The sequence below is a fragment of the Methylibium sp. T29-B genome, assembly GCF_000576225.1.
Classification (GTDB): domain Bacteria; phylum Pseudomonadota; class Gammaproteobacteria; order Burkholderiales; family Burkholderiaceae_C; genus Methylibium; species Methylibium petroleiphilum.
On sequence record NZ_AZSN01000022.1, the window covers coordinates 12,615 to 39,412 of the forward strand.

Here is a 26,798-nt window from a genome sequence, read left to right on the forward strand (position 1 = left end):
GTTCAGCGCTGCCAGACGCGGATGTAGTCGATCTCGAGGCTGGCCGGCAGCGACGCGGCGTTCGGCGGGCCGGGCCAGTTGCCGCCGATGGCCAGGTTGACCAGCACATGGGCCGCACCGGCGTCCCGGCCGTCGTTGTGCACCCAGAGGTAGTCGCGGTCGGTCACCAGCACCCCGTCCACGTAGTGGCGCACGCTGTCGGGTGTCCACTCGACCGAGAACACGTGGAACTGTTCGGCGAAATCGGTGCCCGGCACATAGGTCTTCTGCGCGTCGAGCCTGCTGACGCGCTGCTTCGCGTTCTTGGTGCCCACGCCGTGCAGAAAGTGGAAGCTGCGCCGCGTGCCGCCGTCGCCGTTGTTCACGATCTCCACCACGTCGATCTCGGGTGGCCAGGTCTGGTCCTGCGGGTTGAGCCAGAACGCGGGCCAGGTGCCGCGACCCGGCGGCGCCTTCATGCGGATCTCGTACACGCCGTACTGGCCGCTCCAGCGCGAACGCAGCATGCCGCTCTCCACCTTGCCGGGCTTCAGTTCGCCGGGCGCACGGGCCACCAGCGACAGGCCGGTGTCGGTGAAGACGTGGTTGTTGTTGTCGCGATAGCGGCTCCACTCGTCGTTCACGTGATCGAGCGTGCCGTTGGCGAAGATGTAGCGGGTGAAGAACTCCTTGCGCAGCGCGGCGTCGTCGCGGATCAGCGTCTTGAAGTCCCAGTTCTTCACCAGCCTGTAGCCCGATTCGCGCACCGGCGCGACCGGCTGGCTGGGCACGCTGGCGGCCACGCTCCCGCCCTGCGGTTGCGCGCAGGCCGTCAGCAGGCCGGGTCCGCAGGTGGCCGCAGCGGCCATCACGGCCAGTCGGGCGGTGAGAAGGCGGCGGTTGTTCATTGCGCCGGCGGCTGCGGTTGGACCTTGGGAGGCCGGGCGCGTGCGGAGCGTGCGTCGATGGCCTGCTGGTACAGCACCCGCGTCGTGACGCCGATGCCGGCCCAGGTGCTGCCGGGCGGCAGGGGTCGCGGCATGGAGCGGTGGATCACCGCGTCGGCCAGCGCCGTGGCCAGTGCGCCGATGTCTTCCGGCGGCACCAGCGCGCCCTGCGTGCCGTGCTGCAGGTCTTCGGCAAAGATGCCGACGCGGCTGGCGATCATCCACTTGCCGAGCGACTTGACGAGGTAGTACACGCCGCTGGCGTCGATCTGGCGGTAGGGGAACACGAAGGCATGGGCCTGGGCGAACAGATCGGCCATCTCCTGTTCCGAGAGGCGCTGGGGGCGCAGCTCGATCGCGTCGTCGAGCTTCAGCTCCGCGATGCGGGCCTGCAGCGGCGCGAGGTCCATGCGCGGCCGACCGGCCACGATGAAGCGCGACTGGCGGCGCACATCGGCCGGCAGGCGGGCCACTGCCTCGATCAGCACGTCGAGCCCCTTGTAGGGCTTGATCTCGCCGAACAGCACGAAGCTCCAGCGCGGGTCGTCACGCCGCAGGCCGGCCGGCGACGGCGTGGCCTGCAGGCGCAGCGGGCCGTGCGGGATCACGGCCAGCTTGCCGGCCGACACGCCGCGCTTCACCAGCCGCTCGCGGCCGGCCAGGGTGTGCACGATCACGCGGTCGGCCAGCTTGATGGGCAGATCGAACGCCAGGTTCTGCAGCAGCGACATGCGCTCGCCGTTGAAGGGCACCGTGTCGTGCACGGTCAGAACGACCGGGCAGCGCATGCGGATGAACAGGATGGCCAGCGTGTCGAGCGGCGGCACCACCACCCACTGGAAGTGCACGACCGCCGGGCGGCGCACCACCACGCGCCGGCACAGCTGCAGCAGGCCGATCGCGTGCGACAGGCCCTTGGCCAGGGCACGCAGCGCACGCGGCAGGCCCGGGGCCTCGTCGATGACCTTGTAGAAGAAGGGGTCGACGTGGGCCTCGGGGAGCTCGGGGGCGGTCGCCCTTGCGTGTGGGCCGCACGGCCCACGTGGCTGCACGCCGGCCGCAAGCAGTCCTTCGGTGAGCGCCGCGTCGTAGGGTGCGGTGAACAGCGAGGGATCGACCAGCAGAACGTTCAAGGTGGACGGGTTCATCAGGCGGGGGCTCTCGTTTCAGCGGGCCACAGGGGGGCGGCCAGCACCGGCTGCCAGGCCTGCTCGCGCCGGCCCACCAGACCCGACAGGAAGCCCAGCGCCCAGGCCGTGTGCATGGTGGCGGCGGCCACGCCGGCCAGCAGGCCGCAGGCCGAGCGGTGCCGCACCGCCATCAGCAGCGACGTGAGCAGCAGCACGCCGACGTAGAACGCCGGCCACGCCAGCAGCCCGGCGAACCAGGGACTGATCGCGACAGCCAGCACCGACAGCAGCAGATGCGCGGGCACGGCAAGCTGCCGCAGGCGCAGCGAGCCCGGATGGCGGCGCGCAGTGCGCGAGCGTCCGGCGCCGTAGCGGAAGTACTGACGCGCCAGCGCCGGCAGGCTGCTGCGCGGGTGGTAGCCGAGGCGGATGTCGGCGTCCAGGTAGATGCGGGCACCGAGGGCGCGCTGCCGGCAGTCGAGCTCGGCGTCCTCGTTGTGCGTGAAGCTCTCGTCGTAGCCGCCGGCGCGGCGGAACATGTCCATGCGGAATGCGGCGTGATGGCCATGGTCGACAAAGCCGCTGCGGTGGCCGCCGCGATGCGCCGAGCCGCCGGTGCCGACCGGCGAATTGGACACCCAGGCCACGGCGCGCTCGAGGCAGCCGTGGCCGATGGAGTCCATGGGCACCACCACCGCATCGGCGCCGGAACGGGCCAGCGTATCGAGCAGGCGCTGGCAGAAGCCGGCGGGGTAGACGGCGTGGGCGTCGCAGCGGATCAGCACGTCGGCCTCGCGGCCGAACTGCCGCGCCGCCAGGTTGAGCGCCGCGCTCTGGATGCGCGCCGGGTTGTGCAGCCACTGCACCGCGGGTTGCTGCGCTGCCACGGCCTGGACCTTCTCGACGGTGCCGTCGGTGCTGCCGCCGTCGACGACGATGATGCGCCAGCTCGCGGAGGCCGGCGGATCCGCCAGCAGCCCTGCGAGCAGGCCGTCGATGTGGGCCGCCTCGTTGAGCGTGGGGATCACGAGCAGGACGCGGGTTGCGGCGGCCGGTGAGGCAGAAGGTTCGACAGGCATGGTGGGGTTCAGAGGAGCAGGAGCGCACGCACCTCGGGCGTCAACGCTGCAGTGAACTCGGACAGGAAGTGCTCGATCTGCGGATAGGCCGCCGCTGCTTCGCGCGGGTCGGCGACGATGCGTGAGGCGCGCACCAGCGCGCCGTCTCGCAGGCGGCCCTGCAGCCCCTCGGCCAGCAGGTGCAGGCGGGTGTCGAACGCGTTCTGGCTGTAGATGCCGCCCATGCGGATCCAGTAGCTGACGGCCTCGGTGTGGTGCATGCTGCGCGCCACCATGCGCATGCCGTCGACGGGCTGCGTGCCTGCGGCCGCCACACCCAGGCGGGCCGGATCGAGCGACAGCACCTCGAAGCCGACGGCCGTGTAGCAGACCTCGGGCCGATGCACCTTGACCTCCTGGCTCTGCTGCCGGGTGTAGGCCACCGCGAGCAGGATCTGTTCCCCGCGCACGTTCTGGTAGGTGCGCAGCAGGGTCTGGTCATAGGGTTGGCTGATGAGCCGTTCGCCGTCGCGGTCGACCGCCAGATCGACCTGTTCTCGCAGCGAGGGCACGAGCCGCCACTCGCCGATGACCGGGGGCACCGCCAGTTCGAGCTGCGGCAGCGGACCCGCGCCCGCCGCGCCCGGCAGCGCGCGAGGCGTGAGCTGCCAGGCCGCCACGGCGGCCAGCAGCATCAGCAGGAACACGGCGAGGCTCGAACGCCAGGACAGGCCCGCGCGGGCGCCCGCCGATGCCGTGGGCGTCGTCAGGGCCGCGCTCATTGCGGCGCCTCGTGCCGGACGCCGCGCAACGCGGGGACCGGCGCAGGGCGGTGTCGGCCAGCACCGTCATGCACAGCGCCGCGGCGAACAGCACCATGCCCGAGAAGCCATGAATGAAGCCCTGCCCCGCGGCGTCGCCGTAGTGGTGGGTGATCAGCACCAGCACCACGACGCGCAGCACGTTGGAAGCGAACGAGATCGGCACGATCAGCACCGCGAGCACCGCATTGCGCAGGGCCGATGCGTGGCGGACCACGTTGAGGTAGAGCAGCCCGAAGGCCTCCAGCATGAACAGCGAGTTCAGGCCCGAGCAGGCGTCGGCCACCTGCAGCTTGTACTGGCCGACGGTCAGGACCACGCCGGCACGGGCGATCGGGTAGCCGGCGGCGTGCAACAGATGTTCGACAACGTAAGAAACGCCGATCTTCAGGGGCTGCGTGATCGCGTCGACCATCGAACCCGGCATCGGGATCAGGAAGCACAGGAACAGGAAAGCGAACCACAGCCTTCGCGTGGTGGGCGCGCCCAGCAGCAGCAGCGAGCAGCCCAACAGCACCGGCAGCAGCGACGCCACCTCCAGGACCGGGAAGGACTGCGAACGCCCGAGCACGTAGACCAACAGCCCCACGGCGAGCAGCAGCCAGCCCGGCACCGACCGCCGCGCGCTGGAGCCTGCCGATCCGTCGGCGAGTGCCGGCCGGATCTGCTGGTAGAAGAGCCAGACGACGACCGCCAGCACGATGGGGCCGTGCGAGTGGGTGTCGGTCTGCCACAGGCCCTGCGCGAGGTCCGTGATGCTGGGCAGGTAGAGCAGCAGCAGCCCGGCTGCCACCGGCAGCAGCGGGCGAGCGGCGCGCGCCGCCCCACCGGACGCTCCGGCCTCGCTCGAGACGGCCCGCTGCGCATCGACCCGTCCACCGGGTGCGCGCGCTGCGGGAACGTGAATATTCATCGGTGCAGTTTACGCACTTGCTGCGCCGCAACAAACGTGACGAGCGTGACTGTAGGTTTCTCCGGTTCAGAAGCGCGAGGCGGCCTCGAGACCGACCGTCCCGTGAGCCGTCGGCAGCCGGGCCGGGCGCGAACGCGGCAGCAGTGCCTGCTCGAAACGCGGCCTCAGCCAACGCGCCACATGGCGGTAGTGGCGCTCGAACGCGAGATAGAGCCCGTAGGCGACCAGGTGCGAGAGCAGCACGCCGCCCACGATGGCCAGCCAGCGGGGCGCGCCACGGGTCGTCTCCCAGACGACGATCAGCACGGTGTTGTGGATGAGATAGAGGCTGTAGCTGTAGGACGCGAAGAAGCGGCACGCCCGTTCGACGGGAGCGGGAACGGAGCGGGCATTCAGGAGATGGCACAGCACGCCGAACATCACCAGCGCGATCAGGGCCGCCGTCTGCAGGTCGTAGGGGTCGAAGCCGATCTTGGCTGCGCGGCCCGCCAGCGCCACCGAACCCAGGGCCACCAGCCACACGGCCAGCCAGCCGCTGCGGCGGTAGGCCGGCAGTCGAGCGAACGCCCATCCGGCCGCCGCACCGACGAGCCAGATCAGCGTCAGCGACTTGCCGCCGCCGGCAGCGGCGTTCCACACCAGCACCGGAAAGCTCAGCGCGGCCAGCGGCCAGAGGTAGCGGCGGCGCAGCCGCTCCTGGCACAGCACACAGAAGGCGAACAGGCCCATCGCGACGTAGATCCACATCTCGACCGACACGGTCCAGAACGGCTCGGCGGTATTGTAGGGCCGGATGCGCCAGGGCATGTCGAGGCGCAGCATCTCGAGGAACTGGAAAATGCTGTGATCCTGCAGCTGCAGCAGGTTGCCGAGGAAGGGCCGCAGGCCGGTGTTGACCTCGGGCGCGCCCCAGTGCGAGGAGATCAGCCACCCGTTGGCCAGCACGATGAGCAGCAAGGCGGGCACGAAGGGCGTCATGATGCGGGCGACCCGATCGGCCAGGAAGCCGGGCAGGCGGGGACCGGGCCGCGCGGCCCAGTTCAGCATCGATTGCGTGATCAGGAAACCCGACAGCAGGAAGAAGACCGCCACCGCGAGGCTGCCGCCCGGGTAGCGGATCTTCCCGTCGAAGTGGATCAGCACGATGTGCGAGCCGATCACCAGATTGGCGGCAATCGCCCTGAGTGCGTCGAGATAGGCCGTGGCGGCCGCACCGATGGGCGGTGCGGCGACCGGGGAGGACGGCGCTCGCGCGTTCATGACCGGGCGTCGGAGGCGAGGCGCATCAGCGGCGGCTCGTGCGCAGCGGCGCGAGGACGGGCTCGAGTGCCGATGTCCAGCGCTCGTAGCCCTGCGCCGACAGGTGCAGCCTGTCGGTCGCGAAGTAGCGCGGGTCGATCGATCCGTCGGATGCCGACAGCGGCTCGGCCAGTTCGACCACACTGACGCCCGCCTGCCGATCCGCGAGCGCCCGGATGCCGGCGTTGAGCTCCCTCCACTTCGCCGGATCGATCGGCGCCTGCGGGTGGGCACGCGGCGGCACGGTGCAGACGACGATCGGCAGCCCGCGGTCGTGCCGGCGCGCCATCTCGATCATCGCGACGAGGTTGGACACGGTGTCGGCCGGGGCCTGCTGGGCGCTGAGGTCGTTGGTGCCGATCTGGATCACCACGGCCGTCGGTTGAAGATCGAGCACGTCCTCCTGGAAGCGGAACAGCAGGCCGCGGCTGACGTCGCCGCCGATGCCCCGGTTGGCCACCGGCACGGAGGGGAAGTCCTGCTTCAGCGTGCGCCAGCCGGCGACCAGTGAATCGCCGGCGAACACCACCCGGCCCCGCTCGTGCTCGCGCTGCCGCCAGAATTCGCGGCGGTTGTCGACCATCCAGCCGAAGACGCGCACGACGCCCTTGCCCGGCCACTGCGAGGCTTCGGAGGGGTAGGCGGTCGGACCGGACACAGCGGCCGCCTGTGCAGGCTGCGCCGCTGCGACGGGCGCCAGGCCCGTCAGACCGGTCAGGACCAGCAGCCAGACGGCGAGGTATCGGGTGAACAAGGCGTCTCCTGCGTTGGGGGTCGCAGGAGTTTGAGCGGCGATGCGTGCATTTCCCTGCAACAACAGGGCAGAGGCGTAACCAAGAGCGACGTCCTGACGGGAGGCTGCGTACAGCCAGTCACGTCGATGCGATGCGAGAGCGGGACGCGCTCAGTCCGGCGCGTGGCCTTCGGCCCTCGCCTGCCGCCGCATCAACCGCTCCAGCGCCTGCGCCGGCGTCAGCCGCCCGTCGAGCACCGCCACCACGGCGGCGGTGATGGGCATGTCGACGCCCAGCGCCTGCGCGCGCGCCAGCACGGTGGCGGCGCTGTACACGCCCTCGGCCACGTGGCCCAGCGCGGCCAGCACCTCGGGCAGCGAGCGGCCTTGGGCCAGTTGCAGGCCGACCTGGCGGTTGCGCGACAGATCGCCGGTGGCGGTGAGCACCAGGTCACCGAGGCCGCTGAGGCCCATGAAGGTGTCCACGCGCGCGCCCAGCGCCGTGCCCAGGCGCGTGATCTCGGCCAGGCCGCGCGTGACGAGCGCCGCGCGCGCGTTGAGGCCCAGGCCCATGCCATCGGCAATGCCGGTGGCGATGGCGATGACGTTCTTGACCGCGCCGCCGACCTCCACGCCCACCGGGTCGGCGGAGGTGTAGACGCGCAGCGACTCGCTGTGGAAGGCCTCGACGGCCTGGTTGCGCAGCGCCTCGTCGGTGCTGGCGGCCACCAGCGCGGTGGGCTGGCCGCGCGCGACCTCGAGCGCGAAGCTCGGTCCCGACAGCACACCCACGCGGGCTGCCGGCGCCACCTCGCGCGCCACCTCGTGGCCCAGTGCGCCGGTGCCGGCCTCGAAGCCCTTGCACAGCCACCACAGCCCGGCGCCGCTGGCGGCACAGCGGGCCAGCATCTCGCGCAGGCCCGACATGGGCGTGGCGATGACGATCAGGCCGCCGTCCGCCTGGGCGTGCGCGATCGCCATGTCCAGGTCGGCCGTGAGGCGCAGCGCGGCGGGCAGCGCCACGCCGGGCAGGTAGCGCCGGTTGTCGCGGCTGGCCTCGATGTGCGCGGCCTGGGCGGCATCGCGCGCCCACAGCAGGGTGTCGTGCCGCGGCGCGATGCCGACGGAGAGAGCCGTGCCCCAGGCACCGGCGCCGAGGACCGTGATGCGCATGCGCGGCGGGCCGGGCTGGCGGCGCGGATCAGGCGTTGGTGATGATCGGCGAGCCGCCGTTGCCGTTGCTCACCGCGCCTTGCTGCTGCGCGGCGGCCTGCTGTTGGGCTTCGTACATGGCCTGGAAGTTCACCTCGGCCAGGTGCACCGGCGGGAAGCCGGCACGGGTGATGATGTCGGCCACCGTCGCGCGCAGGTAGGGGTAGACGATGCCGGGGCAGGCGATGCCCAGCACCGGCTGCGTCTGGCCGTCGGGCAGGTTGCGGATCTCGAAGATGCCGGCCTGCTTGGCTTCGCACAGGAACAGCGTCTTGTCGGCGACCTTGGTGGTGACCGTGGCGGTCACCGACACCTCGTAGATGCCGTCGGCCACGGTCTCGGCATTGACGGCCAGGCTGATGTCGACCTGCGGCTGCGACTGCTCGAGCAGGATCTGCGGCGAATTGGGCTGCTCCAGCGACACGTCCTTGAGGTAGACGCGCTGGATCTGGAACACGGGGTTGGAGTCTTGCTCGGCCATGGTGGGCATCCGTCAGGGGCTGGGCCGGCTCGAACCGCGGGGCCGTGGGAGGCATCGCGGGTTGGAGGGCCTTGAACAAACAAACGGCCCGCCGTCGTCGACGTCGGCGGGCCCTGGGGCATGGAACCGCCGGATTATGTCGCAGCGGGGTGGCAGCGACCGGCTTGCCGGCCTGCCGTCAGTCAGGCCGGGGACTGCTGCTGCAGCAGCGGCATCAGGCCGCCGCGCTGGTCGAGCGCGATGAGTTCGTCGCAGCCGCCCACATGGGTGTCGCCGATGAAGATCTGCGGCACGGTACGCCGGCCGGTCGCCTGCATCATGGCGTCGCGCTGCGCGGGGTCGAGGTCGATGCGAATCTCCTCGATCTGCTCCACGCCGCGCTGCTTCAGCAGTGCCTTGGCCCGGATGCAGAACGGGCAGACCTGGGTGGTGAACATCTTGACGGTGGAGGACGACATGGCGGGCAATCGGTGGAACGAGCCGCCAGTGTCACGGAATCGACACGTCCTTGCCGGGCTGCGGGTTTGATTTGCGCGGCAATGCGCGGCATTTGGCGCTATCTCGTCGATAGGCCCGGGCCCGCTCAGGCCGCCGACTTCTCCACCGGCAGTTGCGCCTCGCGCCAGGCCGCCAGGCCGCCGATCACGATGCTGGCCTTCTCGTAGCCGAGCTTGCGCAAGGTGGCGACGGCGCGGTTGGCGCGCGCGCCGGTCGGGCAGATCACCAGCACCGGCAGGCTCTTGTTGGTGGGCAGGCCCTTGGCGCCGCTCTCCAGCCCGGCGAGCGGGATGTTGCGGGCGTTGCTGGCGTGGCCGGCGGCGTACTCGGCGGGCTCGCTCACGTCGATCAGCACCGCCTTCTCGCGGTTGATCAGCATCACCGCCTCGGCGGTGGACACGCGGTTCGGGCCGCCGCCGCGAGCGATCAGCGGCCAGACCAGAAGACCGCCCGAGGCGAGCGCAGCGAGGACCAGATACCAGTTGTCGAGGAGAAACTTCACGGTGGGGGCGCGCGCGGCCGGCGCGGTCAGGGAGGCGGAAAGACAGCGATTCTAGAATCTGCGGCTATTCCCATTGCTGCCGCGACCCGCCTCATGACCCAACTCGTGCTGATCCGCCACGGCGAATCGACCTGGAACCTCGAGAACCGCTTCACCGGCTGGACCGACGTGGAACTCACTCCCACCGGCGTGGCCCAGGCCCAGCAGGCCGGCCGGCTGCTGAAGCAGGCCGGCATCGATTTCGACACCGTCTACACCTCGGTGCTCAAGCGCGCGATCTGGACCGCCTGGCACTGCCTCGACGGCATGGACCGCACCTGGCTGCCGGTCATCAAGGACTGGCGCCTCAACGAGCGCCACTACGGCGGCCTGCAGGGCCTGAACAAGGCCGACATGGCCAAGCAGTTCGGCGACGAGCAGGTGCTGCTCTGGCGCCGCAGCTACGACGTGCCGCCGCCGCCGCTGGAGGCGAACGACCCGCGCAGCGAGCGCAGCGACGTGCGCTACGCGAAGCTCGCGGCCAACCAGGTGCCGCTGACCGAGTGCCTGAAGGACACCGTGGCGCGCGTGCTGCCGCTCTGGTACGGCACGCTGGCCCCGGCCATCGCCGCCGGCCAGCGGCTGGTGATCGTGGCGCACGGCAACAGCATCCGCGCGCTGGTGAAGCACCTGAACAACATCTCCGACGCCGATATCGTGGGCGTGAACATCCCGAACGGCATCCCGCTGGTCTACGACCTGGACGCCAACCTGAAGCCCACGTCCAAGTACTACCTGGGCGGGGCCGACGCCGCCGCGCAGGCGGCCTCAGTGTCCGCGCTGCAGGCGGACGGCTGAGGCCGTGCCTCAGCCCACCAGGCCGTAGAGCCGCTCCGGCACCACGCGCAGCACGAGCTGCAGGTCGGTCGCCCGGCCGGCGATCTGGCAGCCCGGCTGGGCGGTGTCGCGCGGCGTGGTGCGCACCGTGGGCAGGCCGGCGCGGTCGGCGATGGCAGCCACCATCGGCGCATGGGCGCTGGGCCCGCGGCTTGTGACGACGCCAGTTCGCCGGAGGCGAGCCGCACGAAGTCGCCCGGCGGATAGAGGCCGTATTCCTTGATCAGCGCCGCCACGCGCTCCTCGGCCCAGCCGACGCGACGCGCCCTCAACTGGCCCGCCAGCGCGGTGTGCAACGCATGCGCCACGCCGTACTCCACAGGCGCCGCGGGTCCTGGCGGATCGAGCCGTAGATCGCCACATCGGGATCGCAATCGACCCGCGCGATGAACTCGCCGGCGAAGGCATCGACGAGCGCCGGGAAGTCGTATTGATCTCCTCGACGTCGGCATAGGCGCCGCGGTCGAGCAGCGCCTCGAGCTGGGCCTCGCTGGCCACGACCTGGCCGCAGGCCAGCAGCAGCTTGCCCTCTTCGTTGCGCACGCCGAACGGCAAGGGCACACCGACCTTGATGTGGTGCGCGACCAGTTTGAGCAACTGCACGGCGTCCCCTCGACGTTCGGCCGCTCTCTGTGCCGGTGACGGCGGAACCTGCGGGAACAGCAGGGGGTGATCGACGGCGCAGCAATGCGGACATAGCCGCACTGCGCACGTCATGTGGTCGGTGGCGTCTGCAGGGCTTCGTCGATCGCGGCGCGCAGGCGCTCGGCGAGCGCGCGGCGATCGGCCTGCGCGCTGGCCTGCGGCGCGAGGAACTGCAGGTGCACCTGCAGACCCTCGGCGCAGGCCACCCACCACAGGCTCTGCACCAGCGTGGTGTCGCCGACGTAGGCCACCGCCTTGCTGACCTCGTCGTGCCGGTCGCGGTAGCGCAGCGCCACCGGCTGCACCGGCGTGCCGGTGGCGATGGAAGCCTGCAGCAGGTTGGCGTGGAAGGGCAGCAGCGCGTGGCCCTCGCCGGTGGTGCCTTCGGGGAACACCGCCACGGTGTCGCCGGCCGTCAGCGCCTCGGCCATCTGGTGCACCACGCGCAGCGCGTCGCGCTTGCGCTCGCGCTCGAGGTAGAGGCTGTCGGCCGCCTCGGTCAGCCGGCTCAGCAGCGGCCAGTGCCGGACGTCGGCCTTGGACACGAAGCGCGCCTGCGGGCAGAAGGCGTGGATGGCCACGATGTCCAGCCAGGAGATGTGGTTCGCGACCAGCAACGCCCCGCCGGGCCAGGGCTCGCCGCTGCGCCGGGCTCGACCCCGGCCACGCGCAGCATCTTGGCGGCCCACCAGCGCACGCGCTCGCGCCGCTCGGTACGCCCGAGCGCGCGGAACATCGTCAGCACGATGGCCAGGCCGTGCAACACGTGCAGCAGCACGCGCAGCAGGCGCCACGCGGCACGCAGACGGCGCGGCATCAGGGTGGCGCGGCGGTGACGCGACGAGCGCTCATGCCGCGTCGCGCGTAGCTTCGTGCGCCACGTGGCCGGCGACCAAGGTGGCGCGCACGCGCCCCGGCAGCGCGAAACCGCTGGTGTCGAAGGCGAACGGCGTGTGCTTGCCCTGGCTGCGCAGTGCGGCCGGCGCGACGGTCCAGCGCGCCTCGGGGTCGAACACGCAGACATCGGCCACCCCGCCCTCGACGAGGCGGCCCGCGCTGGAGGCGAGCGAACCGAGCGCGTCGCCCAGCACCCGCACCGGCTCGCAGCTCACGGTGGCGAGCGCGCGGCGCAGGCCGGCGCCGCTGTCCTCGCCCCACTTGAGCGCCAGGCTCAGCAGCAGCTCCAGGCCGGTGGCACCGGGTTCGGCCTCGGCGAACGGCAGGGTCTTGGCGTCCTCGTCGACCGGCGTGTGGTCGGACACCAGCGCGTCGATCGTGCCGTCGGCCAGCCCGGCGCGCAGCGCGTCGCGGTCGCGCTGCTGGCGCAGCGGCGGCACCAGGCGCATGGCCGGGTTGAAGTAGCCGATGTCGACATCGGTCAGGTGCAGCGAGTTGATGCTGACATCGGCCGTGACCGGCAGCCCCTCGGCCTTGGCCTCGCGCAGCAGCGCCACGCCGGCCGCGCTGGACAGCCGGCACAGGTGCACGCGCGCGCCGCTGGACCGCACCAGCTCGAACAGCGTGTGCAGCGCGATCGTCTCGGCCGCCACCGGCACGCCCGACAACCCGAGCCGCGTGGCGACCGCACCGCTGGCCGCCACGCCCGAGCCCAGCCAGGGATCGTTCGGCCGCAGCCACACCGTGTAGCCGAAGGTGGCCGCGTACTGCAGCGCGCGCGACAGCACCTGCGTGTCGCGCAGCACCGCGTCGGCCTGCGAGAAGCCCACGCAGCCGGCCTCGGTGAGCTCGGCCATCTCGGTCAGCACCTCGCCGCCGAGGCCGCGCGTCAGCGCGCCGAGCGGGAACAGCCGGCAGCGGCTGAGCTTGCGGGCGCGGAACTTGAGCATCTCCACCAGCGGGCTCGTCGAGCGTGGGATCGGTGTCGGGCAGGCAGACCATGCTGGTCACGCCGCCGGCGGCGGCGGCGGCCAGCTCGCTCTCGAGCATGCCCTCGTGCTCGTGGCCGGGCTCGCGCAGGCGCGCGGCCAGGTCCACCAGGCCGGGCGCCACCACCAGGCCGGCGGCGTCGATGGTGCGCTCCGGCGCGAAGTCGGCCGGCACCTTGCCGATCGTGAGGATGCGACCGTTGGCGATGGCGATGTCGGCCCGCTCGTCGCGGCCCGAGGCCGGGTCGACCACGCGGCCGTTGCTGATCAGGATCTTCATGCGTTGTTCCCCGCGATCGTGCTCATGACCGCCATGCGCACCGCGATGCCGAAGGTCACCTGCGGCAGGATCACGCTCTGCCTGCCGTCGACCACCGCCGAGTCGATCTCCACGCCGCGGTTGATGGGGCCGGGGTGCATCACGATGCGTCGGGCCTGGCGAGCGCGAGCTTCTCCTCGGTGAGGCCGAAGCTCTTGAAGTACTCGCCGGCGCTCGGCAGCAGCGCACCGCTCATGCGCTCGTTCTGCAGCCGCAGCATGATGATCACGTCGGCGTCGCGGATGCCTTCGCTCATGTCGTGGCAGACGCGCACGCCCATGTGCTTCAGGTCGGCCGGCACGAGGGTGCGCGGGCCGACCGCCCTCACCTCCGCCGCGCCCAGCGTGGTGAGCGCGTGGATGTCGGAGCGCGCCACGCGCGAGTGCACGATGTCGCCGACGATCGCCACCACGAGGTTGCTGAAGTCCTTCTTGTAGTGGCGGATCGTGTACATGTCGAGCAGCCCCTGCGTGGGGTGCGCGTGACGGCCGTCGCCGGCGTTGACCACGTGCACGTGGGGCGCCACGTGCTGCGCGATCAGGTAGGGCGCGCCGCTCTCGGCATGGCGCACCACGAACATGTCGGCGTGCATCGCCGACAGGTTGGCGATGGTGTCGAGCAGGCTCTCGCCCTTGGCGGTGGAACTGCGCGCGATGTCGAGGTTGATGACGTCGGCGCTGAGGCGCTTGGCAGCGATCTCGAAGGTGGTGCGCGTGCGCGTGCTGTTCTCGAAGAACAGGTTGAACACGCTCTTGCCGCGCAGCAGCGGCACCTTCTTCACCTCGCGGTCGTTGACGCTCAGGAAGGTGCCCGCTGTGTCGAGGATCTGCGTCAGCACCGCCTTCGGCAGGCCTTCGATCGACAGCAGGTGGATCAGCTCGCCGTGGGCGTTGAGCTGCGGGTTGCGCTTGTTCAGCATCAGGCGCTTTCGAGTTGGAGTGTGAAGCCGCCGGCCTCGTCGCGCACCAGCGCGAGCCGCTGGTGGCGCGGCACCACCACGCGGGCGGCCGACACGGCGGGCTCGATCGGCAGTTCGCGCCCGCCGCGGTCGACCAGCACCGCGAGGCCGACGCTGGCCGGGCGGCCGAAGTCGAACAGTTCGTTGATCACCGCGCGCACCGTGCGGCCGGTGTAGAGCACGTCGTCGATCAGCAGGATGTGGCGGCCCTCGATCTCGAACGGCAGCGCCGTCGCGTCGGTGGTGGCGCTCATGCCGCGCGAGCCGAAGTCGTCTCGGTGCAGCGCGCTCGAGATCACGCCGTGGCGGCCGGCCAGTCCCAGGTCACGCTGCAGCCGCTCGGCCAGCCAGGCGCCGCCCGACCAGATGCCGACCAGCACGGTCTCGGGCTTGAGCAGCGGCCTCACCCGCGCCAGCAGATCGGCGTAGAGCGCTTCCGCGTCGAGGTGCAGGGTCGTCATGCGTGCTCCCGGAAATACTGTTCGAGCAGGATCGCCGCGGCGGCGGCATCGGCGTCGCGCGCCCCGTCGGACAGGGCCTCGGTGGTGGACCAGCGCTCGTCGACCTCGTGCACCGGCAGCCGGAAGCGGCCGTGCAGCTGGCGGGCGAAACGCTGCGCGCGCCGGGTATTGTCGTGCGGCGCGCCGTCGGGGTGGAACGGCACGCCGACCACCAGCGCGGCCGGCTGCCATTCGGCGATCAGCTTCGCGATGGCGTCGAAGCGCGCGTCGCCCTCGGCCGCCACGGTGCGCAGCGGCTGGGCGCTGCGCGTCAGCGTGTTGCCGGTGGCCACCCCGGTGCGCTTGAGGCCGAAATCGAAAGCGAGCAGGGTCTGCAGGGGCTGCGGGGCGCCGGCCGGCTCAGGCATGGCCCGCTTCGCTGCTCAACATGCGCGGGTCGATGCCCAGCAGCGACAGCGCCTTGTCGTAGCGCTGCTCGGTCGGCGTCTCGAAGATCACCTCGGGCTTCGCGTCGACGGTGATCCAGCCGTTGCGGGCGATCTCGTCCTCCAGCTGGCCGGCGCTCCAGCCGGCATAGCCCAGCGTGACCAGCACGCGCTTCGGGCCGGCACCGTTGGCCAGGGCCTCGAGCACGTCCTTGCTGGTGGTCATGGCCATGCCGCCGGGGATGCGCAGCGAGGAGGTGTAGGTGGCGCCATCGGCGTCGATGTCGGCCGCGTCGTCCTCGCCGCGCTCGTGCAGCACGAAGCCGCGCTCGGTCTGCACCGGCCCGCCGAGGTAGACCGGCTGCTCCGCCAGCTCCTCGCGGTCGAGCGGCAGGTCGACCTTCTCGAACAGGCGGCCCAGCTTGATGTCGCTGGGCTTGTTGATCACCAGGCCGAGCGCGCCGCGCTCGGTGTGCTCGCACAGGTAGACCACCGAGCCGGCGAAGTTGTCGTCGGCCATGCCGGGCATGGCGATCAGGAACTGATTCGTCAGGTTGGTGGCGGAGTCCGAGCCCATGCGGCGATTGTAGTGACCGGGCACACTCCGGCGCATGGACAAGGCCTCCGGAAAAACACTCGACGCCGCGCTGGTGTGGTGCCGCCGGGACCTGCGCGCCCACGACCATGCCGCGCTCTACCATGCGCTGCGCGCTGCGCGGCGGGTCTGGGTGGCGTTCGTGTTCGACACCGAGATCCTGGACCCGCTGCCGCGCACCGACCGCCGCGTCGAGTTCATCCGCGACAGCCTGGTCGACCTCGATGCGCAGCTGCACACCCTGGGCCGCAGCCACGGCACCGAGGGCGTCGGGCTGATCGTGCGTCACGGCCGCGCGCGCGACGAATCCCGCGACTGGCCGCCGCACTGCACGTGCAGGCGGTCTACGCGAACACCGACTACGAGCCCGCCGCCGTGGCGCGCGACGCCCAGGTGCGCGGCGCGCTCGCCCAGACCGGGATCGCCTTCCACCCGGCCAAGGACCAGGTGGTGTTCGACACCGACGAGGTGCTGACCGCCGCCGGCACGCCCTATGGCGTGTTCACGCCCTACAAGAACGCCTGGCTGAAGAAGCTGGAGCCCTTCTACCTGCAGGCCTACCCGGTGGGCCGCCATGCCGGCGCGCTGGCGCCGCGCCCGGCGGGTGAGGCCGCGGGCGTGCCCACGCTGGCCGCCATCGGCTTCGAACCCACCAACCTGGCGGCGCTGAAGCTCGCCCCCGGTACCGCCGGCGGCCGCGCGCTGCTGGAGGACTTCAGCGACGAGCGCATCGATCGCTACGACCAGACGCGCGACTTCCCCGCCGTCAAGGGCCCCAGCTACCTGAGCGTGCACCTGCGCTTCGGCACGCTGTCGATCCGCGAGCTGGCGCGGCTGGCCTGGGACCGCGCGCGCGCCGGCTCGCGCGGCGCCGAGGTCTGGCTGTCGGAACTGATCTGGCGCGACTTCTACCACCAGGTGCTGCACCACCACCCACAGGTCGTCGAGCGCAGCTTCAAGCCCGAATACGACAAGATCAAGTGGGAGCATGGCAAGCATGCCGACGCGCTGTTCGCCGCCTGGTGCGAGGGCCGCACCGGCTACCCGCTGGTCGACGCGGCCATGCTCCAGATCAACCAGACCGGCTACATGCACAACCGGCTGCGCATGGTGGTGGCGAGCTTCCTGTGCAAGGACCTGGGGCTGGACTGGCGCCGCGGCGAGCGCTATTTCGCCGAGAAGCTGAACGACTACGACCTCGCCGCCAACAACGGCGGCTGGCAGTGGGCCAGCTCCAGCGGCTGCGACGCCCAGCCCTACTTCCGCATCTTCAACCCGGTGAGCCAGAGCCAGAAATTCGACGCCCAGGGCAAGTTCATCCGCCGCTACCTGCCGCAGCTCGCCGCCCTGCCCGACGCCGCGCTGCACGCCCCGTGGGACGCCAAGCCGCTCGACCTGGTCGCCGCCGGCCTGGTGCTCGGCCGCGACTACCCCGAGCCCATCGTGCGCCATGAGCTGGCGCGCGAACGCACGCTGGCGCGCTATGCGGTGGTGAAGGGGGCGCGCTGAGGCAGAGGCGACGCGGGAGGGCCCGCGCGCCCGAGGTCCGTCAGCGCACGCCGAGGAACACCGTGCCGGCCGAGCGGTCGGCGGATGTCAGGGCCACCACCAGCTGCTGCGCGGTGCCGATGATCGCGATCCCGCTGGCCGTCGCGTTGGCGAGGATGCAGGGTGACGGACCGAAGGTGACCGACACGGCGTAGAGGTTCTTGCCGCTGGGATGCGGCGCCGCGTTCCCGGTGATGCTGCAGCCGCTCAGCGAGGCGGTGATCGCGCCGCCGGCGCCCACCGTCACGCTGCCGCTGCTGCCGTCGAGCGAGTCGCCGTTCCATGTGCCGACGATCGTGCCCAGGCTCGCGGCGGCGTGGTAGTCGAAATCGGAAGCCGCCACCGGCGTCAGCGTCAGGTTGGTGGCCGCCGCCCCGCTCGGGCTGACCGTGCCGGACACGACGCCCGACACCTTCATCGAGCCCGAGAAGCCGGTCGTCCTGACCACGCCGTTCAGGAAGTCGTACTGGCGCAGATCGGTCGCGCTCACCGTCGCGCCGGAGCGGCTCACGGTCCCCTGCGTCAGCGTGTCGACGTAGAGCGTGCCGCCCGACTCGAAGCCGCTGAGGCCCCAGAACGTGCGGTCCTCCAGGATCAGCGCCTCACCGCGGGCGCCGGTGCTGCTGGCGAGCTCGTAGCCCCCTTCCAGCGGCGTTGCATCCGTGGCCGGAGCGTCCTGCGGGTCATCACCCCCGCCCCCGCCCCCACAACCGGCCAGCCCCACCACCAGCGTCAGCGCAGCAATCCGATGCCTCATTTGTCGTCCTCCCCAGGTTTTCGAGTCGGCGCATTCTGTCGGCGCCAGGGGGTCGGGCGTGACTGTCCCGTCTGTCGTTCAGGGGGGTTGCTGGCCCGCAGGTTTTCGCTTACGGCAGCGAAGCGCTGCCGTGCCGGCGTGGTACCGGCGTCAGAACAGCTCGATCTCGCCGACCTTGCCGCCCGCCTCGACCAGCGTGCCTCCCTCGACCAGCTGGTCGTGGCACTGCAGCTGGTTACGGCCGTTCTGCTTGGCGTGGTAGACCGCCAGGTCGGCGCGCGAGAAGGCCGCGCTGGGGGTGTCGTCGGCGCGCAGTTCGGTCATGCCGATGCTGACCGTGACGCTGCCGACCTGCGGGAAGCGGCAGGTCTCCATGCGCGCGCGGAAGCGCTCGAAGGCGAGCGCCGCGTGCACGCGCGAATCGGCGTGCAGCATCACGACGAACTCCTCGCCGCCGAAGCGGTAGAGCCGGTCGCCATGCCGGAAGGCGCCGCGCAGGATGCGCGCCATCAGCAGCAGCACCTCGTCGCCGATCAGGTGACCGAAGTTGTCGTTCACGCGCTTGAAGTGGTCGACGTCGACCACGCCGATCCAGTAGCGCAGCGACGCGCGGGCGCGCCGTTCGGGCTGCTGCCCGCCGTCGGCCGACGGCGACAGCGGCGCCAGCGGCCCCGGGCCGTCGCACTCGAGCAGGCACTTGCCGAACTGTTCGTCGAAGGTCTTGCGGTTCAGCAGACCGGTCAGCGTGTCGCGCTCGCTGTAGTCGAGCAGGCCGACCTGGTTGCGGTAGATCTTCAGCACGGCATCGACGAAGCGCAGCTGTTCGGCGTCGAGCGGCTTCTCGGCGAGCACCTCGACCAGACCGAAGCGTTCGGTGCCAACCCACAGCGGGAACACATTCAGGAGCACCGGCCGGCCCCTCGGGCCGGGTCGGCTGGTGGGCAGCGCCAGCAGCGGTTCGCCGCCGGCCAGCGCGTCGCGGTGCGGTAGCCAGTCGTCCAGCGACGGCAGCGCCTCCAGCGGGGTCCACGGCGGATCGCCCGCCACCGCCGGCGGGCCGTCGCGGGCGCACGCCTGCAGCAGCAGCCGCGTGTCGCCGGCCTCGCCCACACAGCGGTACAGGCTCAGGCTCAGCGGTCGCAGCCAGTCGGCCAGCATCGTGACCGCGGCTGCGTCGAGCAGGTCGCGGTCACGGTAGCCGGTGAGGCTGACGACGGATCCGAGCAGGTCTGTCATGGCGTGTGGATAGGGCTTGATCGGCTATCGGCCTGCCCGCCGCACGCTTGAGAACCGCCGCGCCGGGCGCGCGCAGTATGCACGCCCCGGCGGCGCGGGGCAGCGCGCTCAGATCGACATGCGCTGGCGCACGCCGTCGGTTTCCATGTCGGCGCCTCGGCCGCGCAGCACGATCTCGCCGCGCTCCATCACCAGGTACTGGTCGGCCAGTTCGGCGGCGAAGTCGTAGTACTGCTCCACCAGGATGATCGCCATGTCGCCGCGATCGGCCAGCTTGCGGATCACGCGGCCGATGTCCTTGATGACGCTGGGCTGGATGCCCTCGGTCGGCTCGTCCAGGATCAGCAGCTTGGGGCCGGCCGCCAGCGCGCGGGCGATCGCCAGCTGCTGCTGCTGCCCGCCCGACAGATCACCGCCGCGCCGTCCGAGCATCTGCTTGAGCACCGGGAACAGCTCGTAGAGCTCGGCCGGGATCGGTGTGCTGCCGGGCTTGCTGGCCAGGCCCATGCGCAGGTTGTCCTCGACCGTCAGGCGGCCGAAGATCTCGCGGCCCTGCGGCACGTAGCCGATGCCGCGGCGCACGCGCTCGTAGGGCGTGAGGCGCTGCACCTCGGCGCCGTCGAGCCGGATGCTGCCGGACTTGATGCTCACCAGCCCGACCAGGCTCTTCAGCAGCGTGGTCTTGCCCACGCCGTTGCGGCCCAGCACGACCGTCACCTCGCCGGCCTTCGCCTCGAAATCCAGCCCGCGCAGGATGTGCGAACCGCCGTAGTACTGGTTGACGCCTTCGACCTTCAGCATGGTGTGTTCAGCGGCCAAGATAGACCTCCACCACCTTGTCGTTCGCCTGCACCTGCGCGAGCGAGCCCTCGGCCAGCACGCTGCCCTCGTGCAGCACCGTCACCTTCTTGGCCGGGTCGTCGCGGGTGAGCTCGTCGATGAACTTCATGTCGTGCTCCACCACCACCAGCGAGTGCGCGCCCTGCAGCGACACGAAGAGCTGCGCGGTGCGCTCGGTCTCCTCGTCGGTCATGCCGGCCACCGGCTCGTCGAGCAGCAACAGCTTGGGGTCCTGCATCAGCAGCATGCCGATCTCCAGCCACTGCTTCTGGCCGTGCGACAGCAGCCCGGCCAGGCGCTGCGCCTCGCCCTTCAGGTGGATGAGCGTGAGGATCTCGCCGATGCGGTCGAGCTGCGCGCCCGACAGCCGGGCGAACACCGCCGCGCGCGGCCGGCGGTCGGCCTTCAGCGCGAGCTCCAGGTTCTCGAACACCGTGAGCTGCTCGAACACGCTGGGCTTCTGGAACTTGCGGCCGATGCCGATGCTCGCCACCTGGCTCTCGCGCAGGCGCAGCAGGTCGATGGTGGAGCCGAAGAAGGCGCTGCCGGCGTCGGGCCGCGTCTTGCCGGTGATCACGTCCATCATGGTCGTCTTGCCGGCGCCGTTGGGGCCGATGATGCAACGCAGCTCGCCGGCGGCGATGTTCAGCGACAGCTTGTTCAGCGCGCGGAAGCCGTCGAAGCTGACGGTGATGTCCTCCAGGTACAGGATGCCGCCGTGCGCGGTGTCCAGCGTGCCCGGTTCGACCACACGGCTGTAGCTCGCCGCCCGGCCGCCCGACTTGCCGGCCTCGGGCTTCGCGGCCATGCGCTCGCGGGTGCGGGCGCCGGCCTCCATCAGCTCGGGCGTCATGCGCGCTTCTCCTTGCTGCCGCGGCCCAGCAGCCGCTTCACGCCGCCGACGATGCCGTCCGGCAGGAACAGCGTGACGGCGATGAACAGCGCGCCCAGGAAGTACAGCCAGAACTCGGGGAAGACCTGCGTGAACCAGCTCTTCGCGAAGTTGACGAAGAAGGCGCCGACGATCGGGCCGATCAGCGTGGCCCGGCCGCCCACCGCGGCCCAGATCGCGATCTCGATGCTGGCGGCCGGCGACATCTCGCCGGGGTTGATGATGCCCACCTGCGGCACGTACAGCGCCCCGGCGATGCCGCACATCACCGCCGACAGCGTCCAGATCGCGAGCTTGTAGTTCAGCGGCTCGTAGCCGCAGAACATGACGCGGTTCTCGGCGTCGCGGATGGCCTGCAGCACCCGGCCGAACTTGGTGTGGATGAGCCAGCGCGCCAGCAGGAAGAAGCCGATCAGCGTGAGCCCGGTCAGCACGAACAGCACCATGCGCGTGGACGGCTGCGCGATCGGGATGGAGAGGATGCGCTTGAAGTCGGTGAAGCCGTTGTTGCCGCCGAAGCCGGTTTCGTTGCGGAAGAACAGCAGCATCGCGGCGAAGGTGAGCGCCTGCGTGATGATCGAGAAGTACACGCCCTTGATGCGCGAGCGGAACGCGAAGAAGCCGAACACGAAGGCCAGCAGGCCCGGCACCGCGACGATCAGGAACAGCGTGGCCACGAAGGAGTCGCTGAAGCTCCAGTGCCAGGGCAGCTCCTTCCAGTCGAGGAAGACCATGAAATCGGGCAGGTCCGACTGGTAGTTGCCGTCGCGGCCGATCTGGCGCATGAGGTACATGCCCATCGCGTAGCCGCCGAGCGCGAAGAACAGGCCGTGGCCGAGCGACAGGATGCCGGTGTAGCCCCAGATCAGGTCCATGGCCAGCGCACAGATCGCGTAGCACATGATCTTGCCGATCAGCGCCACCGCGTAGTCGCTCAGGTGGAAGGCGCTGCCGGCCGGCACCACGAGGTTCAGCACCGGCACCAGCACGGTCACGGTGATCACCGCGGCCAGCAGCGCCGTCCAGGCCTTGCCCTGCAGCAGGCGGCTGCGCGGCGGTGCCACGGGCAGAGGAGGCGTCAGCACGGCGCTCATGCCTCTCTCCCCTTCAATGCGAACAGCCCCTGCGGCCGCTTCTGGATGAACACCACGATGAACACCAGCACGATGATCTTCGCCAGCACCGCACCGGCCCAGCCTTCGAGGAACTTGTTGATCACGCCCAGCCCCAGTGCCGCGTACACGGTGCCGGCGAGCTGGCCCACGCCGCCCAGCACCACCACCATGAAGGAGTCGACGATGTAGCCCTGCCCGAGGTCGGGTCCCACGTTGCCGACCTGGCTGACCGCACAGCCCGCCAGCCCCGCCACGCCGGCCCCGAGCGCGAACGCCAGCGTGTCGACGCGCGCGGTGTTGACGCCCATGCACGAGGCCATGGGGCGGTTCTGGGTGACGCTGCGCACGAACAGCCCCAGCCGCGTCTTCGCGATCAGGAAGGCGATGCCGCCCAGCACGATGGCCGCGAACACCACGATGGCGATGCGGTTCCACGGCAGCACCAGGTTGCTCATGATCTGCACGCCGCCCGACAGCCAGGCCGGGTTCTCCACCGGCACGTTCTGTGCGCCGAACAGCGAGCGCACGCCCTGCATCAGCACCAGGCTGATGCCCCAGGTGGCGAGCAGCGTCTCCAGCGGCCGGCCGTAGAGGAAGCGGATGACGCCACGCTCCAGCACCGCGCCCACCGCCGCCGCGGTGAGGAAGGACAGCGGGATGGCCGCGACGATGTACCAGTCGAAGTGGTCCGGCAGCCAGGCGCGGAAGGCGTTCTGCGTGAGGTAGGTGGCGTAGGCGCCGATCATGATGAGCTCGCCGTGCGCCATGTTGATGACGCCCATCAGCCCGTAGGTGATGGCCAGGCCCAGCGCCGCCAGCAGCAGGATGGAACCCAGGCTGATGCCGGTGAACACGACGCCGGCGCGTTCGCCCCAGGCCAGCATGGAATTGACGCCGTCGAGCGAGGCCTGCAGCGCGGCGCGCACCGCGGGGTCGGCCTCGCCGCCCTCGGCCGCCGGCTTCAGGCGCTCGAGCAGCAGGCTGCGGGTGGCCGGCGTGGTGCTGCTGGCCAGGGCCTGCGCGGCCTGCAGGCGCTTGGCCGGGTCGGTGGAGGCGATCAGGCCCTTGGCGCGCAGCGTCTCCAGCTCGGCCTTGAGTGCGGGGTCGGCCTCCTTGGCCAGCGCCTGCTCGATGAGCGGCAGCTTGGCCTCGTCCATCGCCTCGCGCAGCGAGCCGATGGCGGCGCGGCGTTGCGTGAGGTCGCCGGTGATGAGCTGCAGCGCGGCCAGCGCGGCCTGCAGCTCGCCACGCATGCGGTTGTTGTTGACCGCGTCTTCCGCGGTCTCGGGGGGCGTGGCCGGCTGGCCGGTGGCGGCGTCGACGGCCGAGCCGTCGGCCGCGACGATGTAGGCGCGCTGGTCGTCGACCTTCACCTCGCCGTCCAGCAGCGCCTGCACCAGCACCGGCACGCGCGGGTCGAGCGCGGCGATGGCCTGCTGCAGGGCGGCGACGCGGGTGTCGGTGTCGCCGGCCGAGATGGCGAGCGCCTGCGCGGGCGTCATGGCACGCGCGGGAGCCGCAGCCAGCCCCAGCAGCCCGGCGGCGCACAGGCTCAGCAGGAAAGCACGCAAGGCATTCAATTCGTCGTCACCGTGGAGAGTAGGAAGCCATGAGAAGAAGAAAAAGAAGGCTGCGCGCCGGCAGGACCGGCGGCGACCGGGTGGACAGTCCGATCGCCGCCGGCCCGGCCGGCGCGCGCCAACATCGAGAGCCGGCTGCCCGTGACTTACTTCTTCTCCGGCACGTTCTTCTTGCCCTTGTTCTCGGCGATGTAGTCGCTCCACGGATCGGCGACCACCGGGCCCGGCGTCTTCCAGACCACGTTGAACTGGCCGTCGGCCTTGACCTCGCCGATGAACACCGGCTTGTGCAGGTGGTGGTTTTCCTTGTCCATGGTGCTGGTGAAGCCGCCCGGCGCCTTGAAGGTCTGGCCCGCCATGGCGGCGATGACCTTGTCGGTGTCGGTCGACTTGGCCTTCTCGACCGCCTGCGCCCACATGTGGATGCCGATGTAGGTGGCCTCCATCGGGTCGTTGGTCAGCGGCTTGTCCTTGTGGCCCGGGATGCCCTTGGCCTTGGCGTAGTCGCTCCACTGCTTGATGAACGCGGCGTTGGTCGGGTTCTTGATCGACATGAAGTAGTTCCACGCCGCCAAGTGGCCCACCAGCGGCTTGGTGTCGACACCGCGGAGCTCTTCCTCACCCACCGAGAACGCCACCACCGGCACGTCGGTCGCCTTCAGGCCCTGGTTGCCCAGTTCCTTGTAGAAGGGCACGTTGGAGTCGCCGTTGATGGTGGACACCACCGCGGTCTTCTTGCCTTCCGACGAGAACTTCTTGATCTTGGCGATGATGGTCTGGTAATCGGAGTGGCCGAAGGGGGTGTACTCCTCCATGATGTCGGCCTCGGCGACACCCTTGCTCTTGAGGAAGGCGCGCAGGATCTTGTTGGTGGTGCGCGGGTAGACATAGTCGGTGCCCAGCAGCACGAAGCGCTTGGCCGAGCCACCGTCCTTGCTCATCAGGTATTCCACCGCGGGGATGGCCTGCTGGTTGGGCGCGGCACCGGTGTAGAACACGTTCTTGGACAGTTCCTCACCCTCGTACTGCACCGGGTAGAACAGCAGCGAGTTGGTTTCCTCGAACACCGGCAGCACCGACTTGCGGCTCACCGACGTCCAGCAACCGAACACCACGGCCACCTTGTCCTGGCTGATCAGCTGCTTGGCCTTCTCGGCGAACAGCGGCCAGTTGGAGGCCGGGTCCACCACCACCGGCTCGAGCTTCTTGCCCATGACGCCGCCCTTGGCGTTGATCTCGTCGATGGTCATGAGCACCGTGTCCTTGAGCACGGTTTCCGAGATGGCCATGGTGCCCGACAGCGAGTGCAGCACGCCGACCTTGATGGTGTCGGCCGCGAAGGCGCTGGGCACGAAGGCGCCGGCAGCGGCCAGCGCCACGGCGGAAAGCGAGGCCGCAAAGGCGCGGCGGGTGGTGTGGGACATGGGGTGTTTCCTCCTCGGGGGATCGGTTGAGTTCACGGACCGCTGCAGGTTAGGCAGAACCCCCGGGCGGCGGAATACGCAAGGTGGCGTAGAGACACCGGTCGGCGGCGGCGGACCGGAGCCGGCGGGTCAGCGCGTGCGGTGGAACGGCATCAGCAGTTCGCGCGCCTCGCGCTGCGTGAGCACCACCGGCGGACGGCGCGAGGCCTTGGCGGCCACCACCTCGGCGAGCCAGGGCAGATCGACCGTGCCCAGCACCTCCTTGTAGAGGAACAGCAAGGGCGCCTTGGCCTGGTTCTGCGTGGCCGAGGACACGCCACGCTCCAGCGCCAGATGGCTGAGAAACGCTTCGATCGCCAGCGCCCCCATGTCGCGCGGATGGCGCTTGCCGTGGAACAGGATGTAGCGACGCACCCATTCCACTTAGGTGCGCTCGGTGCGCAAGGCGTAGTGCTTGACTCGAATGTGCTCGCGGAGCTGGTCGAGCAGGCGGGGCGGCGGCGCGAGTGGCGTCGTCGTCGTCGATTCAGCGGGCGCCGCGGGCTCCGGATCGCGAACAGGCATCCAGGAAATTTAGGCCGCCTAAACGCCCGCGCCCATCGGACAGAAAGGGACTCTCTGCAGGGCGTCGCGCTGGCCGTGACTCCTACGCAGGGGTTGCGTTAGATCAACAGCGCCGGTACGGTCACGCATGTCTAAGTCTAGTTAGACCTCAGAGCCCAAACAGATGACTTCTCCCGCGCCCAAAGTCTTCGTCTCCTATTCTCACGACAGCGAGGTGCACAAGGACTGGGTTTTGGCGCTGGCCACGCGCCTCGTCGCAAACGGAGTTGATGTTGTCCTCGATCAGTGGGATCTACGCCTCGGAGGTGACCTGCCGCATTTCATGGAGCAAGGCCTATCCGCGGCACACCGGGTTCTTGCTGTTTGTACCGAGTCATACGTCGGCAAGGCGAATGCCGGTCGAGGAGGAGTCGGCTACGAGAAGATGATCCTTACCGCTCAGCTTATGCAAGACGTCACTTCAGACCGAATCATTCCAGTGATTCGCGCGAATTCACTTGTACGGCCGGTCCCTACATTCCTGTCGTCGCGCGTGTTTATTGACTTTCGAGACGATCTCGCCTTTGAAGCCAAATACGCTGAGCTAATCAGAGACATCCACGGACAGGAAGTGAAGCCACGCCCGCCACTCGGACGGAATCCTTTTGCAGCGGAGATTGCAGTTACGGCGCCGATCGTCTCCTTTGGGTCAGAGCGCTATGTTTCGCCTGCAACTTCTGGCACTGTTGCCTTCGACTACTCAAACAACAACGGAAGATTCACATTTGGAGCCGGCGACATGGCCTTTGAAACTGCTTGGTCGCGCGCAGGTGCCAATTCGATCCACGCTTACACAGATCCCCCAAGCATTCGGAGTGTCGCAATAGCAGTGGGGCCACCGCCATCGCTCAGATTCAAGACGCAACGCAATACGATCCATCGTCAAGAGTTCGCACACCACACGCCGGGGAGATCTTGGTGTGGCAAAACACAGCCGGCTACTTCCTAGCTACGAAAGTACTTTCGGTTCAAGTGCGTGGCACGGGAAACGCCCTCGATCAAGTGAACCTGGAATACAAGATCGCACCCACAAAGACGGCGAAGTTCGCGCAATGACGTCTAAGG

Annotated in this window: 25 protein-coding genes and 4 pseudogenes; 3 read left to right on the forward strand and 26 right to left on the reverse strand. The window is 69.9% G+C overall.

Translation table 11 applies throughout. From position 1 onward, the window contains the following. Positions 1-2: 2 nt before the first annotated feature. From Y694_RS05750 to Y694_RS05800, 11 genes and pseudogenes are all read right to left on the reverse strand, one after another. Positions 3-887, reverse strand: a complete 885-nt coding sequence (locus Y694_RS05750; protein WP_036230670.1) for a family 16 glycosylhydrolase — start codon at positions 885-887, stop codon at positions 3-5. Next, positions 884-2,074 (reverse strand): glycosyltransferase, encoded by a 1,191-nt coding sequence (locus Y694_RS05755; protein WP_036230673.1) that lies wholly within the window; start codon positions 2,072-2,074, stop codon positions 884-886. Before Y694_RS05755 ends, Y694_RS05750 begins: the two co-directional genes overlap by 4 nt. Next, positions 2,074-3,135, reverse strand: coding sequence for a glycosyltransferase family 2 protein (locus Y694_RS05760; protein ID WP_036230676.1), 1,062 nt, complete (start codon positions 3,133-3,135; stop codon positions 2,074-2,076). Before Y694_RS05760 ends, Y694_RS05755 begins: the two co-directional genes overlap by 1 nt. An 8-nt stretch (positions 3,136-3,143) precedes the next feature. Further along, entirely contained in the window at positions 3,144-3,896 is a 753-nt protein-coding gene (locus Y694_RS05765; protein WP_036247573.1) for an exosortase C-terminal domain/associated protein EpsI, read from the reverse strand. 103 nt (positions 3,897-3,999) lie between these two features. After that, positions 4,000-4,848: pseudogene (xrtB, locus tag Y694_RS05770) on the reverse strand (exosortase B); the annotation flags it as partial. Between the two features lie 66 nt (positions 4,849-4,914). Further along, positions 4,915-6,108: an acyltransferase gene (locus Y694_RS05775; protein WP_036230682.1), complete on the reverse strand. Its 1,194-nt coding sequence runs from the start codon at positions 6,106-6,108 to the stop codon at positions 4,915-4,917. A gap of 25 nt (positions 6,109-6,133) precedes the next feature. After that, positions 6,134-6,901 carry an SGNH/GDSL hydrolase family protein gene (locus tag Y694_RS05780; protein ID WP_036230685.1) on the reverse strand — a complete coding sequence of 256 codons (768 nt, stop codon included), beginning with the start codon at positions 6,899-6,901 and terminating at the stop codon, positions 6,134-6,136. Between the two features lie 150 nt (positions 6,902-7,051). Continuing rightward, positions 7,052-8,053, reverse strand: a complete 1,002-nt coding sequence (locus Y694_RS05785; protein ID WP_036230687.1) for an NAD(P)H-dependent glycerol-3-phosphate dehydrogenase — start codon at positions 8,051-8,053, stop codon at positions 7,052-7,054. A 28-nt stretch (positions 8,054-8,081) separates the two neighbouring features. Next, positions 8,082-8,573, reverse strand: coding sequence for a protein-export chaperone SecB (gene secB / locus Y694_RS05790; RefSeq protein WP_036230692.1), 492 nt, complete (start codon positions 8,571-8,573; stop codon positions 8,082-8,084). 182 nt (positions 8,574-8,755) lie between these two features. Next, complete coding sequence (gene grxC, locus Y694_RS05795; protein WP_011828315.1) at positions 8,756-9,031, reverse strand: glutaredoxin 3; 276 nt, start codon at positions 9,029-9,031, stop codon at positions 8,756-8,758. A gap of 125 nt (positions 9,032-9,156) precedes the next feature. Then, the gene (locus Y694_RS05800; protein WP_036230695.1) at positions 9,157-9,573 is read right to left on the reverse strand and encodes a rhodanese-like domain-containing protein; all 417 of its coding nucleotides are present in this window, start codon (positions 9,571-9,573) and stop codon (positions 9,157-9,159) included. A gap of 93 nt (positions 9,574-9,666) precedes the next feature. On the opposite strand from Y694_RS05800, the gene gpmA reads away from it, so the two are divergent. After that, positions 9,667-10,410, forward strand: coding sequence for a 2,3-diphosphoglycerate-dependent phosphoglycerate mutase (gene gpmA / locus Y694_RS05805; protein WP_011828313.1), 744 nt, complete (start codon positions 9,667-9,669; stop codon positions 10,408-10,410). A 9-nt stretch (positions 10,411-10,419) separates the two neighbouring features. Here the strand turns inward: gpmA and Y694_RS24075 are convergent, their stop codons facing one another. The 7 genes and pseudogenes from Y694_RS24075 to Y694_RS05840 form a co-directional block, all read right to left on the reverse strand. Further along, on the reverse strand, positions 10,420-11,052 hold the full coding sequence (locus Y694_RS24075) for a hypothetical protein (RefSeq protein ID WP_152543389.1): 633 nt from the start codon (positions 11,050-11,052) through the stop codon (positions 10,420-10,422). A gap of 110 nt (positions 11,053-11,162) precedes the next feature. Next, a complete protein-coding gene (locus Y694_RS05815; protein WP_310732205.1) occupies positions 11,163-11,711 on the reverse strand; it encodes a 1-acyl-sn-glycerol-3-phosphate acyltransferase in 549 nt (182 codons plus the stop codon). Positions 11,712-11,942: 231 nt separating this feature from the next. After that, positions 11,943-13,260: pseudogene (locus tag Y694_RS05820) on the reverse strand (dihydroorotase). Continuing rightward, positions 13,257-14,218: pseudogene (locus Y694_RS05825) on the reverse strand (aspartate carbamoyltransferase catalytic subunit). Before Y694_RS05825 ends, Y694_RS05820 begins: the two co-directional pseudogenes overlap by 4 nt. Further along, positions 14,218-14,718 (reverse strand): bifunctional pyr operon transcriptional regulator/uracil phosphoribosyltransferase PyrR, encoded by a 501-nt coding sequence (pyrR, locus tag Y694_RS05830; protein ID WP_011828307.1) that lies wholly within the window; start codon positions 14,716-14,718, stop codon positions 14,218-14,220. Before pyrR ends, Y694_RS05825 begins: the two are co-directional and overlap by 1 nt. Beyond that, positions 14,715-15,125 carry a Holliday junction resolvase RuvX gene (ruvX, locus tag Y694_RS05835; protein WP_036230702.1) on the reverse strand — a complete coding sequence of 137 codons (411 nt, stop codon included), beginning with the start codon at positions 15,123-15,125 and terminating at the stop codon, positions 14,715-14,717. The genes pyrR and ruvX overlap by 4 nt, the downstream gene beginning before the upstream one ends. After that, positions 15,118-15,720, reverse strand: a complete 603-nt coding sequence (locus tag Y694_RS05840; protein WP_011828305.1) for a YqgE/AlgH family protein — start codon at positions 15,718-15,720, stop codon at positions 15,118-15,120. The genes ruvX and Y694_RS05840 overlap by 8 nt, the downstream gene beginning before the upstream one ends. A 34-nt stretch (positions 15,721-15,754) precedes the next feature. Here Y694_RS05840 and Y694_RS05845 point away from each other — a divergent pair. Next, positions 15,755-17,247 (forward strand): annotated as a pseudogene (locus Y694_RS05845) (cryptochrome/photolyase family protein). A gap of 40 nt (positions 17,248-17,287) precedes the next feature. On the opposite strand, the gene Y694_RS22430 reads toward Y694_RS05845, so the two are convergent. The 8 genes from Y694_RS22430 to Y694_RS05885 all read right to left on the reverse strand — a co-directional run bounded on the left by Y694_RS22430 (position 17,288) and on the right by Y694_RS05885 (position 25,553). After that, the gene (locus Y694_RS22430) at positions 17,288-18,043 is read right to left on the reverse strand and encodes a hypothetical protein (RefSeq protein ID WP_051495596.1); all 756 of its coding nucleotides are present in this window, start codon (positions 18,041-18,043) and stop codon (positions 17,288-17,290) included. Between the two features lie 150 nt (positions 18,044-18,193). Further along, entirely contained in the window at positions 18,194-19,279 is a 1,086-nt protein-coding gene (locus Y694_RS05855) for a GGDEF domain-containing protein (RefSeq protein ID WP_011828302.1), read from the reverse strand. 108 nt (positions 19,280-19,387) lie between these two features. Then, on the reverse strand, positions 19,388-20,080 hold the full coding sequence (gene urtE, locus Y694_RS05860; RefSeq protein ID WP_036230728.1) for an urea ABC transporter ATP-binding subunit UrtE: 693 nt from the start codon (positions 20,078-20,080) through the stop codon (positions 19,388-19,390). Between the two features lie 7 nt (positions 20,081-20,087). After that, positions 20,088-20,972 (reverse strand): urea ABC transporter ATP-binding protein UrtD, encoded by an 885-nt coding sequence (urtD, locus tag Y694_RS05865; RefSeq protein WP_011828300.1) that lies wholly within the window; start codon positions 20,970-20,972, stop codon positions 20,088-20,090. After that, positions 20,969-22,105: an urea ABC transporter permease subunit UrtC gene (urtC, locus tag Y694_RS05870; protein WP_011828299.1), complete on the reverse strand. Its 1,137-nt coding sequence runs from the start codon at positions 22,103-22,105 to the stop codon at positions 20,969-20,971. The genes urtD and urtC overlap by 4 nt, the downstream gene beginning before the upstream one ends. Next, complete coding sequence (gene urtB, locus Y694_RS05875) at positions 22,102-23,697, reverse strand: urea ABC transporter permease subunit UrtB (RefSeq protein ID WP_036230706.1); 1,596 nt, start codon at positions 23,695-23,697, stop codon at positions 22,102-22,104. The genes urtC and urtB overlap by 4 nt, the downstream gene beginning before the upstream one ends. Positions 23,698-23,852: 155 nt before the next feature. Continuing rightward, a complete protein-coding gene (gene urtA / locus Y694_RS05880) occupies positions 23,853-25,130 on the reverse strand; it encodes an urea ABC transporter substrate-binding protein (RefSeq protein WP_011828297.1) in 1,278 nt (425 codons plus the stop codon). 129 nt (positions 25,131-25,259) lie between these two features. Next, positions 25,260-25,553, reverse strand: a complete 294-nt coding sequence (locus Y694_RS05885) for a phage integrase N-terminal SAM-like domain-containing protein (RefSeq protein ID WP_051495597.1) — start codon at positions 25,551-25,553, stop codon at positions 25,260-25,262. Positions 25,554-25,857: 304 nt separating this feature from the next. Between Y694_RS05885 and Y694_RS23190 the strand changes: the two genes are divergently transcribed. Continuing rightward, positions 25,858-26,682: a toll/interleukin-1 receptor domain-containing protein gene (locus Y694_RS23190; protein ID WP_197028743.1), complete on the forward strand. Its 825-nt coding sequence runs from the start codon at positions 25,858-25,860 to the stop codon at positions 26,680-26,682. The last annotated feature ends 116 nt before the right edge of the window (positions 26,683-26,798 follow it).

Excerpts from the sequence above, each read along its gene's own strand:
- secB (WP_036230692.1), bottom strand. The coding sequence starts at position 8,573 with ATGGCCGAGCAAGACTCCAACCCCGTGTTCCAGATCCAGCGCGTCTAC.
- Y694_RS05855 (WP_011828302.1), bottom strand. The coding sequence starts at position 19,279 with ATGACAGACCTGCTCGGATCCGTCGTCAGCCTCACCGGCTACCGTGAC.
- Y694_RS05760 (WP_036230676.1), bottom strand. The coding sequence starts at position 3,135 with ATGCCTGTCGAACCTTCTGCCTCACCGGCCGCCGCAACCCGCGTCCTG.
- Y694_RS22430 (WP_051495596.1), bottom strand. The coding sequence starts at position 18,043 with ATGAGGCATCGGATTGCTGCGCTGACGCTGGTGGTGGGGCTGGCCGGT.
- grxC (WP_011828315.1), bottom strand. The coding sequence starts at position 9,031 with ATGTCGTCCTCCACCGTCAAGATGTTCACCACCCAGGTCTGCCCGTTC.
- urtA (WP_011828297.1), bottom strand. The coding sequence starts at position 25,130 with ATGTCCCACACCACCCGCCGCGCCTTTGCGGCCTCGCTTTCCGCCGTG.
- gpmA (WP_011828313.1), top strand. The coding sequence starts at position 9,667 with ATGACCCAACTCGTGCTGATCCGCCACGGCGAATCGACCTGGAACCTC.
- Y694_RS05750 (WP_036230670.1), bottom strand. The coding sequence starts at position 887 with ATGAACAACCGCCGCCTTCTCACCGCCCGACTGGCCGTGATGGCCGCT.
- Y694_RS05775 (WP_036230682.1), bottom strand. The coding sequence starts at position 6,108 with ATGAACGCGCGAGCGCCGTCCTCCCCGGTCGCCGCACCGCCCATCGGT.
- pyrR (WP_011828307.1), bottom strand. The coding sequence starts at position 14,718 with ATGACGACCCTGCACCTCGACGCGGAAGCGCTCTACGCCGATCTGCTG.
- Y694_RS05755 (WP_036230673.1), bottom strand. The coding sequence starts at position 2,074 with ATGAACCCGTCCACCTTGAACGTTCTGCTGGTCGATCCCTCGCTGTTC.
- Y694_RS05765 (WP_036247573.1), bottom strand. The coding sequence starts at position 3,896 with ATGAGCGCGGCCCTGACGACGCCCACGGCATCGGCGGGCGCCCGCGCG.
- Y694_RS05840 (WP_011828305.1), bottom strand. The coding sequence starts at position 15,720 with ATGGGCTCGGACTCCGCCACCAACCTGACGAATCAGTTCCTGATCGCC.
- urtC (WP_011828299.1), bottom strand. The coding sequence starts at position 22,105 with ATGAGCGCCGTGCTGACGCCTCCTCTGCCCGTGGCACCGCCGCGCAGC.
- urtD (WP_011828300.1), bottom strand. The coding sequence starts at position 20,972 with ATGACGCCCGAGCTGATGGAGGCCGGCGCCCGCACCCGCGAGCGCATG.
- ruvX (WP_036230702.1), bottom strand. The coding sequence starts at position 15,125 with ATGCCTGAGCCGGCCGGCGCCCCGCAGCCCCTGCAGACCCTGCTCGCT.
- urtE (WP_036230728.1), bottom strand. The coding sequence starts at position 20,080 with ATGCTGAAGGTCGAAGGCGTCAACCAGTACTACGGCGGTTCGCACATC.
- Y694_RS23190 (WP_197028743.1), top strand. The coding sequence starts at position 25,858 with ATGACTTCTCCCGCGCCCAAAGTCTTCGTCTCCTATTCTCACGACAGC.
- Y694_RS05785 (WP_036230687.1), bottom strand. The coding sequence starts at position 8,053 with ATGCGCATCACGGTCCTCGGCGCCGGTGCCTGGGGCACGGCTCTCTCC.